Genomic DNA, 13,899 nt, shown 5'->3' with positions numbered 1-13,899 from the left:
TGAGGTTATCGAATGAGCACCCCCGTACCCGTCCAACGATCCACCAGCACCGCCAGCGTGCTGCGCCAGTTCTACGCGCTGACCAAGCCGCGCGTGGTGCAACTCATCGTCTTCTGCGCCTTCATCGGCATGGTGCTGGCGGTGCCGGGGGTGCCAGGGTGGGTCGAGGTGCAGCGTGCCGTGCTCGCCTGTGCGGGCATCTGGCTTGTGGCCGGCGCCGCAGCGGCGTTCAACTGCCTCGTCGAGAAGGGCATCGACGCGAAGATGAAACGCACCGCGTGGCGACCGACCGCACGCGGGCAGTTGAGCGACCGGCAGGCGCTCATCTTTTCGGCCTTCCTGTGCGCCGCGGGTTCGGCGCTGCTGTGGTTCACGGTGAACCCGCTGACCATGTGGCTCACCTTTGCCACCTTCGTGGGCTACGCGGTGATCTACACCGTGATCCTGAAGCCGCTCACGCCGCAGAACATCGTCATCGGTGGCGCCTCCGGCGCGATGCCGCCGGTGCTGGGCTGGGCCGCGATCCGCGGCGACGTCGGGCCGGAAGCGCTGATCCTGTTCCTCATCATCTTCCTGTGGACGCCACCGCATTTCTGGGCGCTGGCGCTCTACCGCGTCGAGGACTATCGCAAGGCGGGGCTCCCGATGCTGCCGGTCACGCATGGCAACGAGTTCACCCGGCTGCAGGTCCTGCTCTATACCTTCATCCTGTTTGCCGCCTGCCTGATGCCCTTCATCTACGGCATGAGCGGCTGGTTGTACCTGGCCGTGGCGGTGGGCGTGAGCATCGGCTTCACCGGCTATGCGTTCGCGCTCTGGCGCAACTATTCGGACCAGCTGGCGCGCAAGACCTTCCGTTTTTCGCTGATCCACCTGAGCGTGCTGTTCGCGGCGCTGCTGGTCGACCATTACATCGGATGACCCGCCCCGAATGCGCCTGTGGCGCTCCCCACGGGGCGTACCCCACGGCCCGGCAAAGCCGGTTCGATCGGGCTTCGATTTGCGCGTTTCGGCGCGGTTGCGGCGCCATGAAAACTGAAACGAGTTCGAGCACATGAACAAGAGAAACGCCATCAAGTGGATTGCCGCAGGCGCCGGCTGGACGGCAGCCGCCGGCGCGCTGGGCCTCGGACTCGCGGGCTGCAGCGAGAACAAGCCCAATTTCAATGCGGTTGACCTCACGGGCGCCGACTATGCCAGGGACTTCAAGCTCACGGACGCCGACGGCAAGGAGCGGACACTGGCCGACTTCAAGGGCAAGGTCGTCGTCCTGTTTTTCGGCTATGCGCAGTGCCCCGACGTGTGCCCGACGACCATGACCGAAATGGCGCAGGTCAAGCAGGAACTCGGCAAGGACGGCGACAAGCTGCAGGTCGTGTTCGTCACGGTCGACCCGGCGCGCGACACGCCCGCCGTGATGAAGGCCTACATGGGCGCCTTCGACCCCGGCTTCGTCGCACTGATCCCGACACCCGAGCAACTCGCGGCCATCGCGAAGGACTTCAAGGTCTACTACAAGAAGGTCGAAGGCAAGACGCCGACGAGCTATTCAATGGATCATTCGGCTGCCAGCTATATCTACGACACCCAGGGGCGCCTGCGCCTGTATGCGCGCTATGGCGCGGGTGTGGCGCCGATGGTGTCGGACATCCAGGCCTTGCTGAAATCCTGAGCGAAGGCGGGCTCAGGGTGGGCCGCGCAAGAAAAAGCCCGGCGCTTGGCCGGGCTCGTCGAGATGGGGCGCCGCAGGCGCCCACGGGCTCGGTTTGTCTTCAGGCAAAGCTCGCCAGCGATTTCTTCATCTTCTTCATCGCAGCCACTTCGATCTGGCGGATGCGCTCGGCGCTCACGCCATAGTCGGCGGCCAGTTCGTGCAGCGTCATGCCGCCCGAGCCGTCGTCGTTGACCTTGAGCCAGCGCTCTTCCACGATGCGGCGGCTGCGGTCGTCCAGCGCTTCGAGCGCGGTGGAGATGCCGTCGCTCGACAGGCGGTCGCGTGCGCGCATCTCGAGCTGCGCGGTCGGCTCCTGCGTGGCGTCCGCCAGATAGGCGATCGGGCCGAAGGCGTCGTCGCCGTCGTCGGACGGGCTCGGGTCGAGCAGGATGTCGCCGCCCGACAGGCGGGTTTCCATCTCGAGCACTTCCTCGCGCTTGACGTTCAGCTTGGCCGCGACCTGTCCGACCTCGTCGAAGCTCAGCGTCTCGCGGTGCGTATCGGCATCGATGGCGGCGGCGTCGGCCTTGAAGCCTTGCTTCATCGACCGCAGATTGAAGAACAGCTTGCGCTGGGCCTTGGTCGTCGCGACCTTGACCATGCGCCAGTTCTTCAGGATGTACTCATGGATCTCGGCCTTGATCCAGTGCATGGCGTAGCTCACTAGGCGCACGCCCTGGTCGGGGTCGAAACGCTTCACGGCCTTCATCAGGCCGACGTTGCCTTCCTGGATCAGGTCGCCATGCGGCAGGCCGTAGCCGAGGTATTGACGGGAGATGGAGACGACAAGGCGCAAGTGCGACAGCACCAGCGCGCCCGCGGCCTCCAGATCATTGTTGTCGCGCAGCTTGCGAGCGTAGCCCTGCTCTTCGTCGAGCGTGAGCAGCGGCAGCCGATTGGCGACCGAGATATAGGCGTCGAGATTGCCGAGCGGCGGAACGACGGACCACGGGTTCGCGACCGCGAGCGACTTGGCAGAGACTCCAGACAGTGCTGTCATTGAGGAAGCTCCTTTCATTCGGGACATATTAGCACTCGGTTAGAGGGAGTGCTAAGCATAGGGTTCCCCCTTATCGCTATCGATCCGATAGTTTGTTGGAAGACCGAGACTTCCTGCAGAAATACATAAGCACACAGTAGTGTTGTGCAGATGTATCAAAAAGGACTAAATGCTAAAATGTTACTTATAGTTAACTAAACGCTTTGGGCACATTTCCCCGGTCTGCCCCAAGCCTCCGGTATTTACACGAGACCCCTGCCATGGCCCGCCTGCTGTTGATGACGAAAACCAGTTCGCCCAAACAAATCGAACTGACCGATGAGCGCATCCTGATCGGCCGCGACGCGGCCAACGATCTCCAGATCGATCGTCCGCGCGTCAGCCGCCATCATGCCGAACTGCGCACCGAAGGCGGAACCACCTGGGTGATTGACCTCGCCAGCAGCAACGGCACTTTCGTCAACGGCCACAAGGTCCAGCACCGCGCGCTGCGTCACGGCGACGTGATGCGCATCGGGGACATTGAACTGCGCTACCTCAATCGCCAGAACGGCTACGCGTTTCCCAAGGAACTGACCCTGGCCGAGTGATCCGCGGCATCAGCCGCAAAGGCCGCTTCCCCGCCGACTGGCCTCCCGGAGGGGTCAAGTCGAGTCGGCAAAGTCACATCGGCCCAAGAGCCCCGGCCCGCCCGCCACCGTCCGCTACCAGCGCACCCCCAGACTGGCGTAGAGCCGCGTCGCCACGAACAGCGGTCCGACCCACAGGTACTGGATGTCCTCGAAGAACGACGGCTTCCTGCCCTCGATCTTGTGGCCGATGAACTGGAAGATCCAGGCGACTACGAACACCGCCGCGCAGACCGGCACGACCTGCTCCCCGAGCGCACGCACCGCCGCCAGCACCGCCACGGTGGCCACCGCCATCGTGACCCATAGCACTGGCGAGCGCAGCATCGCGTAGTAGACTAGGCTGGCTGCGACGAACGCATAAGCCACCCACGGGTGCAGCGCATGCAAGAGCCCGACGATGCTCAACAGGATGGCCGGAATCGCAATGAAATGGATCAACTCGTTGCTGGGGTTGCGATGGCTTTCGCCATAGTGGGCGAGCAGTCGGTCGAGCTTGCGCTCGGTGCCCGCCAAGGGCGCGTGGGCTGTGTTCATCGTGTCTCCAATGGGCGCGCTGTGCGGTACGCCGGCGATGATGCCATTGCAGCCCGGCTTCAGCGAGGATGGGAACCCACGGAAAACGTCCGCGCCAGCAGGGTCCGCCAATCGCTCCCCGGCGGCATCTGCGCCAGCACGCGGTCCAGCCGCCCGTCGATCAGCAACATGGAGAAGCCGTGCACCAGCGACCAGGCGCGCACCATGGCGGCGCCTTGCCCGGGCGTCACGGACCCATGGCCCGCTGCGGCATCGTCGATGCCGAGTCGGGCCGCCATCGACGATGCCAGCGCGGCCTGCGCCTCGTCGACGGCCTGGCGCAGGGCGGGGCGCTGGAGGTCGAGTCGCTCGCCGCGGAACATCAATACGAACATGCCGGGATGCGCCTTGGCAAAGCCGACATAGGCGGCGCCCATCGCATCCAGCCGCTCTTCCGCGGAGCCTGCGGGCATCTTTTCCATCGCGGCCTTCAACTCGCTCGTGAACCGGCGGAAGCCAATGGCCGCCAATTCGCTGAGCAATCCACTCAAGTCGCCGAAGTGGTTCTTGGGTGCGGCGTGCGACACACCGGCGGCGCGTGCGGCGGCCCGCAGCGTCAGGCCCTCGATGCCCTCGCTCTCGAGGATTCGTTGCGCTGCCTCGAGCATGGCGGCGCGGAGGTCTCCGTGGTGGTAGGGCGTGGCGGCGGCGCGAGGCGGCATGCATTCCTCGTTGATGTTGACGATGTAAATTTTACTTGACGAGGCCTGCGCCGCCTGATTCAATTCAGATATTTACAGCGTAAACATTGACTTCGAGGAGCCTCGATGAACACGCCTCCCACCACCGCGCCCTCTCTCTACGGCAGCCCCCTCGCGATCGAGTGCGATGCTGCGTTCCTGCCCGTCCAGGGAGAACTGCCCAAGGGCCTGGATGGCACGCTCTACCGCAACGGGCCGAACCCGCAATTTCCCGACGCCAATGCCCATCTGTTCGGTGGCGACGGCATGCTGCACGCCTTCACGCTGGACGGCGGCAGGGCAAGCTACAGGAACCGCTGGGTACGCACCGCGCATTGGCAAGCCGAGCGCGCTGCCGGCCGACGGCTCTTCGATGCCTATGGCCGCAACCTCGACGGCAGCCGCAACGAAACCATCGCCGACGAAGGCGCTGCCAACACCCATGTGATCTGGTACGCCGGGCGCCTCTTCGCACTGGAAGAGGCGCACCTGCCGGTGGAAATCGACCCCGCCACGCTGATGTCGCGCGGCCAGACGAACCTGGGCGGTGGCCTGGCCGGTCCTTTCACCGCCCATCCCAAGACCGACCCGGCCACCGGAGAACTCCTCTTCTTCGGCTACAACGCCACCGGCCCGCTCACCACCGGCATGAGTCACGGCAGCATCGACGCGGCCGGCCGCGTCACCCGCTTCGAGCGTTTCGAGGCCCCGTATGCCAGCATGGTCCACGACTTCGCCGTCACCGAGCATCACCTGCTGTTCCCGATCCTGCCCCTCACGGGCAGCATGGCACGCATGCAGCAAGGCCGGCCACCCTACGCCTGGGAGCCTGAACTTGGCGCCCGCGTCGGTGTGTTGAAGCGCGGCGCCCCGGTCGGGCAGATGCGCTGGTTCGAGGGCGACAGTGGCTATGTCTTCCACGTCATGAATGCCTGGGAAGAAGGGGAGGAGGGCGAGCGCATCGTGGCGGACGTGATGCGCTACGACGAGCCACCGCTGTTCCCCCATCCGGACGGCCGCCCGACCGATCCGGCCCGCAGCGTCGCGCGCATGTGCCGCTGGACCTTCGACCTGGCCGGCGACAGCAATCGCTTCACGCAGACGCCGATGGACGACCTGGCGACCGAATTCCCGCGCTTCGACGAGCGCTTTTCGGGCCTGCCATACCGTCATGGCTGGGCCGCCTGCCAGCGCGAGGCCGTGCGCGGCGCCGGCTACGAGGGCCTGGTGCACTTCGACCTGGCGAACGGCAAGCGCAACCTCCATTGGCTGTCCGCGGGCGACCGATTCTCAGAACCGGTGTTCGTGCCGCGCGCGGCGGATGCGGCGCAAGGCGATGGCTGGCTGCTCGCAGTCGCATGGCGGGCCGCGCAGAACCGCAGCGAACTGGCCGTCTTCAACGCTTTGGCGATCGGCGACGGGCCGGTCGCGACGGTGCAGCTTCCGCACCGGGTGCCGTCAGGGTTCCATGGCAGCTGGGTGCCGGGCCAGTTCGTGCGCCAGGCGCATCGCTAGATTCTTCGGAGACCGTCATGGGCATTCTTCTGAGCTTTGCACCCTTCGTCCTCTACGCGCTGATGTCACGTTCGGCGCCCCTCACCGTTTCGCTGTTCTCCGCCGCTGCCTTGGCCCTGGCGCTGCTGCTGCGCGACCACTTCGTTCGCCATCGTGCGATGAAGCTGCTGGAGATCGGCACGGTGCTGTTGTTCGGCGGGCTCGGCGTCCATGTGCTGCTGAACGGCGGGGCCTGGAGCATTCCGGAGGTCCGGCTGGCGGTCGACGGCGGACTGCTGCTGATCGTGTTGTTCACGATGCTGATTCGCCAGCCCTTCACGCTGCAGTATGCGCGGGAGCAGGCGCCGAAGGAATTCCACGATTCACCGAAGTTCCTCGCGGTGAACCAGATCCTCACGGCGGTATGGGGACTGGCCTTTGCGCTGATGACGGGCGCGGACCTCATCATGGCGCTGCTGCCACAGGTGCCGCTGGCGGTGGGCGTTGCCATCACCGTCGGCGCGCTGGCGGGCGCGGCCTGGTTCACGGGCTGGTACCCGAGCCGCTTGCGTCGCGCAGCGGAACTCAGCCGAGCAGCGCCTGCGCAAACTCGCGCGCGCTGAAGGTCTCCAGGTCCTCCAGCTTCTCCCCGACACCGACGAAGTACACAGGGATCGGCCGCTCGCGCGCGATCGCGGCGAGCACACCGCCCTTGGCGGTGCCGTCGAGCTTGGTCACGATCAGCCCCGTGAGGCCGAGCGCGTCGTCGAAGGCCTTGACCTGCGCGACCGCGTTCTGGCCGGTGTTGCCGTCGATGACCAGCAGCACCTCGTGCGGCGCCGATGCGTCGGCCTTGGTGACCACGCGCTTGATCTTCTTCAATTCGTCCATCAGGTGGATCTGCGTGGGCAGTCGCCCGGCCGTGTCGACCAGCACCACGTCCTTGCCGCGTGCCTTGCCAGCCTTCACCGCGTCGAAGCTCACCGAGGACGGATCGCCGCCTTCGTTGCTCACGATCTCGACCGTGTTGCGGTCGGCCCAGACCAGCAACTGCTCGCGTGCCGCGGCGCGGAAGGTGTCGGCAGCGGCCAGCAGCACCGCGCAGCCCTCGTCCGCGAGGTGCTTGGTGAGCTTGCCGATGGACGTGGTCTTGCCGGCGCCATTGACGCCGGCCACCATGATCACGGTGGGCGTGTGTTCGCCGATGACGAGTTGCTTTTCCAACGGCTTGAGCAGGTCGGTCAGCACGTCGGCCAGCAGCACGCGTACCTGCGCGGCATCGGTGGCGATGGTGCTTTTGACGCGACGGCGCAATTCCTCGAGCATCTGCTCGGTCGCCTTCACGCCGGCGTCCGCCATCAACAGCGCGGTCTCCAGTTCCTCGTAGAGGTCTTCGTCGATCTGCGCGTTGACGAACACAGCCTGGATGCCGGTGCCGGTCTTCTTGAGGCCGGTCTTGAGCTTGGCGAGCCAGCCTGCGCGCTCCGGTTCGCCGGGTGCCTCCGGCGGCGGTGCGGCGCGGTAGGGCGAGGGCTTGCGTTGATCCGCAGGTGGTGTGGAGGGCGTCGGCGCGGGCGGCAGGTCGCGCAGGAACGCGGGGACGTCGGTGGCTGCAGCCGGTGGCACCGCGGCCGATGGGGGCACAGGCGGTGGCGGCTTGAACGCGAGCGGTGCGGCCGGCGGCGGCTTGGTCCAGCGCGGCGGCAGGAACGGTGCTGCGGCGGGCGTGGGAGCCGCTGGTGCCGGCGCAATGGCCGCATCGGCTAGCGGTTTCGATGCGGGCGTCGATACTGTGCCGCCGGCGCCGGGACCTCTCCCTCGGAGGGCATCGAATGCCACGTCGCCCGGAGCGGGCAAGTCGCGCAGGAACGCCGGCACCTCCTGCTCCGCCGTGCCCGGCGCCATCATCGGCGCGGGGGATGGAGAAGGTTCGGATGCCGGGGGCAGTTCATCCTCGGGCTTTTTTTTCTTGAAGAAACTGAACATCGCAGCGTTTTTACAATCGACCCATTCTATGAAACGCCCCTCGCCACGCCGCGCTGCGTTCGGTGCGGTGCTGGCCTCGGCGCTTGTTGCGCTCTGGTCCGCGCCCGCCGCTGCGCAAAACCCACCCCCCGCCAACCCATCCACACCTGCCGCGCGGTCCACGCAGGCGCAGCAGTTCACGCTGGCCAACGGCATGGCGCTGATCGTCCAGCCCGACCGCCGAGCGCCCACCGCCGTGCAGATGGTGTGGGTGCGCGTCGGCGCCATGGACGAGGTCGACGGCACCTCGGGCGTGGCCCACGCGCTGGAACACATGATGTTCAAGGGGACGAAGGACCTGAAGCCTGGCGAGTTCTCGCGCCGCGTCGCCGCGCTGGGTGGTCGCGAGAACGCCTTCACCACGCGCGACTACACCGGCTACTACCAACAGATTCCCATGGGCAAGCTGGAAGATGTGATGAGGCTGGAGTCCGACCGCTTCGCCCATAACCAGTGGCCCGACGACGAGTTCAAGCGTGAGATCGAGGTGGTCAAGGAGGAGCGCCGCATGCGCACCGAAGACCAGCCGCGTTCCTTGCTCGGCGAGCAGCAGAACGCGGCCGTGTTCATCGCGTCACCCTATCACCGGCCGGTGGTCGGCTGGATGAGCGACCTGGATGCGATGACGCCCCAGGACGTGCGCAACTTCCACGAGCGCTGGTACGTGCCGGCCAATGCGGCCCTCGTGGTGGCCGGCGATGTCGACGTGGAGCAGGTGCGCAAGTTGGCCGAGAAATACTACGGCAGCATCCCGGCCCGCGCGGTGCCGGAGCGGAAGCCTCGCGTCGAGCCGGAACAGCGCGGCATCCGGCGCGTCGAGTTCAAGGCGCCGGCCGAGCAGTCGTACGTGTCGCTGGCGTTCCGTACGCCCAAGCTCGAAAGCCTCGATGGCGAGAGCGATGCCTGGGCGCTGGTGGTGCTCTCGGCCCTGCTCGACGGCTACGCGGGCGCCCGGCTGGACCGTGCGCTGACGCAAGGGCCGAACCGCGTGGCCGATTCCGCCGGTTCGTATTCGGGCTTCATCGGCCGGGGTCCGCAACTGTTCGGGCTCGAAGGCGTGCCGGCACCCGGCAAGACGCCGGAGCAGGTCGAGGCCGCCTTGCGCGCGGAAGTGGCCCGCGTTGCCAAGGAGGGCGTCGGCGCGGCCGAGCTCGCGCGCGTCAAGACGCAGTGGGTGGCGAGCGAGACCTACAAGCTCGACTCGGTCATGGCGCAGGCGCGCGAACTGGGCAGCAACTGGGTCCAGCGACTGCCGCTGGATTCGAGCAGCAGGATGATTGCCAGGCTGCAGGCGGTCACGGCCGATCAGGTGCAGGCGGTCGCCGGCAAGTACTTCGGCGACGACCAGCTCACGGTGGCCATCCTGCGGCCGCTGCCCCTCGACAAGAATCGCCGCCCGCGTCCCGCGCCCGCGGGCGAGCTGCGCTGAAAGAAGCCACGCACCATGTTCGCTTTTCAAAGACTCACCGCAGGCGCCTTGCTGGCCGGCGCTGCGGCACTGATCGCAACCCACGCGCAGGCGGCGGTGCCGATCGAGCACTGGACCTTGCCCAATGGCGCGCAGGTCTGGCTCGCGAGCGTCGAATCGCTCCCGATCGTCGACCTGCAGCTCGACTTCGATGCCGGCAGCCGGCGTGACCCGGCGGCGCAGGCCGGGCTGGCGAGCGTGTCGGCCGGCATGATCGAGAAGGGTGTGCGCGCGGCGCCGGGCTCCGGCCCGTATCCGCAGGCGATGGACCAGAACGCGCTCGGCGAGGCCTGGGCCGACCTGGGCGCCAGCTTCGATGCGGGCGCTGGCTCCGAACGCACCAGCTTCAGCCTGCGCACGCTGTCCGATCCGCCACTGCTCGACAAGGCCGTGGCCCTGGCCGCGCGCGAGATCGGCGAGCCCTCGTTCCCGGAAGACATCTGGAAGCGTGAGCGCGAACGCATCGGCGCGGCGATCAAGGAGGCCAACACCAAGCCCGACACGATCGCTTCGCGCGCCTTCTCGCAGGCGGTCTACGGCAGCCATCCTTTCGGCGCGGAGGTGACCGAGGAGACCTTGGCGCGCATCGACACGGCGGCGATGCGCACGCGTTACGCGGAACTCATCGTGCCTTGCCGCGCCAAGCTGAGCATCGTTGGCGCGGTCACGCGGCCGCAGGCGGAATCCATCGCGATGACGCTGCTGTCGCGCCTGCCCGCGCAGCCAGCGGGATGCGCGGCGCTGCCGACGGTGCCGGAGGTGATGCCGCTCACGGCGGCGAAGGAGGAGCGCATTCCCTTCGACGCCGCGCAGGCGCATGTCTACATCGGCGAGCCGGGCTACCCACGCAGCGACCCGGACCACTTCGCACTGAACCTCGGCAACTACATCCTGGGCGGCGGCGGCTTCGTGTCGCGCCTTACCGAGCAGGTGCGCGAGAAGCGCGGCCTGGCCTACAGCATCTACAGCGGCTTTGCGCCGGGCCTGCATGCGGGTGCGTTCCGCATCGGCTTCCAGACCCGGCCCGACCAGGCCGCCGAGGCGACGAAGCTGTCGCGCGAAGTGCTCGCCAGGTTCGTTGCCGACGGCCCGACCGAGGCCGAACTCAAGGCCGCGAAGGACAACCTGATCGGCGGCTTTCCGCTGCTGCTGGACAGCAACCGCAAACTGCTCGGCAACGTCGCCAACATCGCCTGGTACGGCTTGCCGCTGGACTACCTCGACACCTGGACGGCGCGCATGAATGCCATCACCGCTGCCGACGTCAAGGCCGCCTTCCAGCGCAAGCTGCACCCGGACCGGATGGTGACGGTCGTTCTTGGCGCCAAGGAATGACGAAACGTCGCCACGCGTGGCCGCGGTTAAGCTCGGCCCGATGAGGAAAGAAACCGCACCCAAGGCCAGCGCCAAGCCCTCCGCCAAGCCTGCCAAGCCCGCAGCGAAGACGCCGCGCCACAAGGCGCCCCTGCCGCGCCAGATCCGCATCATCGGCGGCCAATGGAAGCGCACGCGCCTCGCCGTGGCGGACAAGCCCGGCCTGCGTCCCACGCCCGACCGCGTGCGCGAGACGCTGTTCAACTGGCTCGCCAGCCTGGCCGGCGCGGGCGGCGGCGACTTGCCGGGCTGGCATTGCATCGACGCCTTCGCGGGCACCGGCGCCCTGGGGCTCGAAGCGGCATCGCGCGGCGCCGGCAGCGTCATCCTCTGCGAGCAGGACGCCGACCTGGTGGCGCAACTGCAGGCCATCAAGGGCAAGCTCGACGCCCCGGCCTTGCGCGTCGAGCGCGGCAATGGCGTGACCGCGGTCGAACGCGCGCCGGCGGGGAGCCTGCACGCGGTGTTCCTCGATCCGCCTTTCGAGCAGGCCGCGCTGTACGAGCCCGCGTTGCGTGCCGCGGCCCGGGCGGTCCATGTCGACGGCGCGGTGTACCTCGAGGCGCCACGGCGCTGGACCGACGACGAACTCGCGCCGCTGGGCCTGGTCGGCTTCCGCTACCTGAAGGCCGGTGCGGTGCATGCGCATCTGCTGCGCCGATCGGCCCCTGCGGCGGCATAATCCGCCCGACCAGAAATCGAACAGTCCGGCGGCGGAGGAGAACAAAGAAAATGTCCAGTGTGATTGCCGTATACCCCGGGACTTTCGATCCCATGACCCTCGGCCACGAAGACGTGGTGCGTCGCGCCACGCAACTGTTCTCGCACGTCATCGTGGCGGTGGCGGCGGGCCATCACAAGAAGGCCCTGTTCTCGCTGGAGGAGCGCATGTCGATGGTGCGCGAAGTGGTCGAGCCCTTCAAGGAACTGGTGACGGTCGAGAGCTTCTCGGGCCTGCTGCGCGACTTCGTGGTCGCGCGCAACGGCAAGGCCATGGTGCGCGGCCTGCGCGCGGTGACCGACTTCGACTATGAGTTCCAGCTGGCCGGAATGAACCGCACGCTCATGCCGAATGTGGAAACGGTGTTCCTGACGCCCAGCGACAAGTACCAGTTCATCTCCAGCACCTTCGTGCGCGAGATCGCGACGCTGGGCGGCGAGATCGACAAGTTCGTGTCGCCGGCCGTGCGCAAGAAGCTGTTGGCCAAGGTCCGGTCCCTGGGGCGCGAATGATGCGCCCGCCACCCCTGGCATGAGCGAACTCGCACCGCCCCGGCTCCACTCGCTCGGCGATGCCGCCTTGCTGTGCGAACTGCCGGCCCCTGCGCAGCTGGCGGTGCAGCAGAGGATCTGGGCGCTGGCGGCGGAAGCGGCGCAGTGGCCCGGTGTCGACGAAGTGCTGCCGGGCATGAACAACCTCACCTTGATGTTTGACCCGGCGCTCGCCGATGCGGAGGCCCTGGGCGAGCGCGTGCTGACGACTTGGCCCAAGCTCAAGGCCGGCGCCATCGCTTCGCGCGAAGTGGAGGTTCCGGTCGCCTATGGCGGTGACGAGGGGCCGGACCTGGGCGATGTCGCAGCCCATTGCGGGCTCGCGCCCGACGAAGTGGTGCGACGCCATTGCGCCGGCGAGTATGTCGTCTACCTGCTCGGGTTTCTCCCGGGCTTTGCCTTCATGGGCGGCTTGCCGCCCGAGCTCGCAACGCCGCGCCGCGCCGAACCGCGTACCTCGGTGCCGGCTCGATCGGTCGGCATCGGCGGCGAGCAGACGGGCATCTACCCGGTGGCCTCGCCGGGTGGCTGGAACCTCATCGGACGCACTCCGCTGGAATTGTTCGATCCGACTGCCAAGGAGCCGACGCTGCTGCGCCACGGCGACCGCGTGCGCTTCGTCGCGGAAAGCGTGCGGACGTGATCACCGTCCTGCGCCCTGGCATCCTCGCATCGGTGCAGGACCTGGGGCGGCGCGGCCATCGCCAACTCGGCATTTGTCCGGGCGGCGCCCTGGACACGCTGGCGCTGACCCTGGCGAATCGGCTGGTCGGCAACCCCGACGGCGCGGCCGGCGTTGAAATCACCCTGGGCAACTGCGAATTTCGCTTCGAATCCCCCACGCGCATCGCCTTGGCCGGCGACGATTTTTCCGCACGCCTGGATGGCCGGCCGCTGTGGCCCTGCTGGAGCGTGCCGGTCGAGGCCGGGCAGACGCTCCGGCTGGGCGGCGCGAATGCGTCGGGCGGCAAGGCTGGCCTGCGCACCTGGCTGGCGGTGGCGGGTGGCATCGACGTGCCCTTGGTGCTGGGATCGCGCAGCACCGACCTGAAGGCCGGCTTCGGCGGCTTCGAAGGGCGGGCGTTGCGCAAGAACGACGAACTCGCCGTGGGCGCTTCCGCGCTGGATGATGCCCGGCGGACCCGTCGGCCGTTCGGCCTGCGCCCGCCCGCGTGGGCGGCCGGCGAGGGCGGCACGGAACCCATCACCCTGCGTGTCATGCAGGGCCCGGAGTACGAGCAGTTCCTGGTGGCGGCGCGGGCGGCGTTGTGGAGCGGGGAGTGGCGCATCACGACCCAGAGCAACCGCATGGGCAGTCGACTGGCGGGCACCGAGCTGAAGCGCCGGCGCCAGGCCGACATGCTTTCATCGGCCGTCATCCCTGGCACGATCCAGGTACCGCCGGCCGGCCAGCCGATCATCCTCATGGGCGATGCGCAGACCACCGGCGGCTATCCACGCATCGGCGTGGTCATCCGCGCCGACCTCTGGAAGCTTGCGCAGGCGCCGCTCAATGCGCGCTTGCGGCTGGTCGAGACAGATGCCGCGGGCGCGCGGGCCGCCTGGGACGCTCAGCAGCTCTATCTGCGGCAAGTCGCGCAAGGCCTCCTGGCGGCCGATTGGCCCTTGCAGACGTAGACTGAAAAGGTGCGAATCCTTCTGCGGCG

At 67.5% G+C, this 13,899-nt stretch carries 15 protein-coding genes; 11 read left to right on the top strand and 4 right to left on the bottom strand.

Annotation, left to right across the window (positions count from 1 at the left end; translation table 11 throughout):
* Positions 1–12 precede the first annotated feature (12 nt).
* Both cyoE and HB681_RS12555 read left to right on the top strand, forming a co-directional pair.
* Complete coding sequence (cyoE, locus tag HB681_RS12560) at positions 13–921, top strand: heme o synthase (protein ID WP_213955143.1); 909 nt, start codon at positions 13–15, stop codon at positions 919–921.
* 133 nt (positions 922–1,054) lie between these two features.
* On the top strand, positions 1,055–1,672 hold the full coding sequence (locus HB681_RS12555; RefSeq protein ID WP_213955142.1) for an SCO family protein: 618 nt from the start codon (positions 1,055–1,057) through the stop codon (positions 1,670–1,672).
* Positions 1,673–1,772: 100 nt separating this feature from the next.
* Here the strand turns inward: HB681_RS12555 and rpoH are convergent, their stop codons facing one another.
* Positions 1,773–2,714, bottom strand: coding sequence for an RNA polymerase sigma factor RpoH (gene rpoH / locus HB681_RS12550; RefSeq protein ID WP_213955141.1), 942 nt, complete (start codon positions 2,712–2,714; stop codon positions 1,773–1,775).
* Between the two features lie 260 nt (positions 2,715–2,974).
* On the opposite strand from rpoH, the gene HB681_RS12545 reads away from it, so the two are divergent.
* Entirely contained in the window at positions 2,975–3,304 is a 330-nt protein-coding gene (locus HB681_RS12545; RefSeq protein ID WP_213955140.1) for an FHA domain-containing protein, read from the top strand.
* Between the two features lie 114 nt (positions 3,305–3,418).
* Here the strand turns inward: HB681_RS12545 and HB681_RS12540 are convergent, their stop codons facing one another.
* Together HB681_RS12540 and HB681_RS12535 are read right to left on the bottom strand one after the other, a co-directional pair.
* Complete coding sequence (locus HB681_RS12540) at positions 3,419–3,880, bottom strand: Mpo1-like protein (RefSeq protein ID WP_213955139.1); 462 nt, start codon at positions 3,878–3,880, stop codon at positions 3,419–3,421.
* Between the two features lie 59 nt (positions 3,881–3,939).
* Entirely contained in the window at positions 3,940–4,581 is a 642-nt protein-coding gene (locus HB681_RS12535; RefSeq protein ID WP_213955138.1) for a TetR-like C-terminal domain-containing protein, read from the bottom strand.
* Positions 4,582–4,686: 105 nt separating this feature from the next.
* Between HB681_RS12535 and HB681_RS12530 the strand changes: the two genes are divergently transcribed.
* Together HB681_RS12530 and HB681_RS12525 are read left to right on the top strand one after the other, a co-directional pair.
* Complete coding sequence (locus tag HB681_RS12530; RefSeq protein ID WP_213955137.1) at positions 4,687–6,114, top strand: carotenoid oxygenase family protein; 1,428 nt, start codon at positions 4,687–4,689, stop codon at positions 6,112–6,114.
* 17 nt (positions 6,115–6,131) lie between these two features.
* Positions 6,132–6,716, top strand: a complete 585-nt coding sequence (locus tag HB681_RS12525) for a hypothetical protein (protein WP_213955136.1) — start codon at positions 6,132–6,134, stop codon at positions 6,714–6,716.
* Here the strand turns inward: HB681_RS12525 and ftsY are convergent.
* Positions 6,679–8,079, bottom strand: coding sequence for a signal recognition particle-docking protein FtsY (ftsY, locus tag HB681_RS12520; RefSeq protein ID WP_256734923.1), 1,401 nt, complete (start codon positions 8,077–8,079; stop codon positions 6,679–6,681). The genes HB681_RS12525 and ftsY overlap by 38 nt on opposite strands.
* A gap of 28 nt (positions 8,080–8,107) precedes the next feature.
* Between ftsY and HB681_RS12515 the strand changes: the two genes are divergently transcribed.
* From HB681_RS12515 to HB681_RS12490, 6 genes are read left to right on the top strand one after another with little or no spacing between them, the layout of a single operon-like run.
* Positions 8,108–9,547, top strand: a complete 1,440-nt coding sequence (locus HB681_RS12515; RefSeq protein WP_213955135.1) for a pitrilysin family protein — start codon at positions 8,108–8,110, stop codon at positions 9,545–9,547.
* Between the two features lie 15 nt (positions 9,548–9,562).
* Positions 9,563–10,921 carry a pitrilysin family protein gene (locus HB681_RS12510; protein ID WP_213955134.1) on the top strand — a complete coding sequence of 453 codons (1,359 nt, stop codon included), beginning with the start codon at positions 9,563–9,565 and terminating at the stop codon, positions 10,919–10,921.
* Positions 10,922–10,961: 40 nt separating this feature from the next.
* Positions 10,962–11,642, top strand: a complete 681-nt coding sequence (locus HB681_RS12505) for an RsmD family RNA methyltransferase (RefSeq protein ID WP_213955133.1) — start codon at positions 10,962–10,964, stop codon at positions 11,640–11,642.
* 50 nt (positions 11,643–11,692) lie between these two features.
* A complete protein-coding gene (gene coaD / locus HB681_RS12500) occupies positions 11,693–12,193 on the top strand; it encodes a pantetheine-phosphate adenylyltransferase (protein ID WP_213955132.1) in 501 nt (166 codons plus the stop codon).
* Between the two features lie 19 nt (positions 12,194–12,212).
* Positions 12,213–12,875: a 5-oxoprolinase subunit PxpB gene (pxpB, locus tag HB681_RS12495; protein ID WP_213955131.1), complete on the top strand. Its 663-nt coding sequence runs from the start codon at positions 12,213–12,215 to the stop codon at positions 12,873–12,875.
* Complete coding sequence (locus HB681_RS12490; RefSeq protein WP_213955130.1) at positions 12,872–13,870, top strand: biotin-dependent carboxyltransferase family protein; 999 nt, start codon at positions 12,872–12,874, stop codon at positions 13,868–13,870. The genes pxpB and HB681_RS12490 overlap by 4 nt, the downstream gene beginning before the upstream one ends.
* Positions 13,871–13,899 lie beyond the last annotated feature (29 nt).

This window comes from Variovorax sp. dw_954 (genome assembly GCF_018449755.1).
Taxonomy (GTDB): Bacteria; Pseudomonadota; Gammaproteobacteria; order Burkholderiales; family Burkholderiaceae_C; genus Variovorax.
Note: the sequence above shows the minus strand (reverse complement) of the source record. Positions and strands in the feature narration are given on the sequence as shown.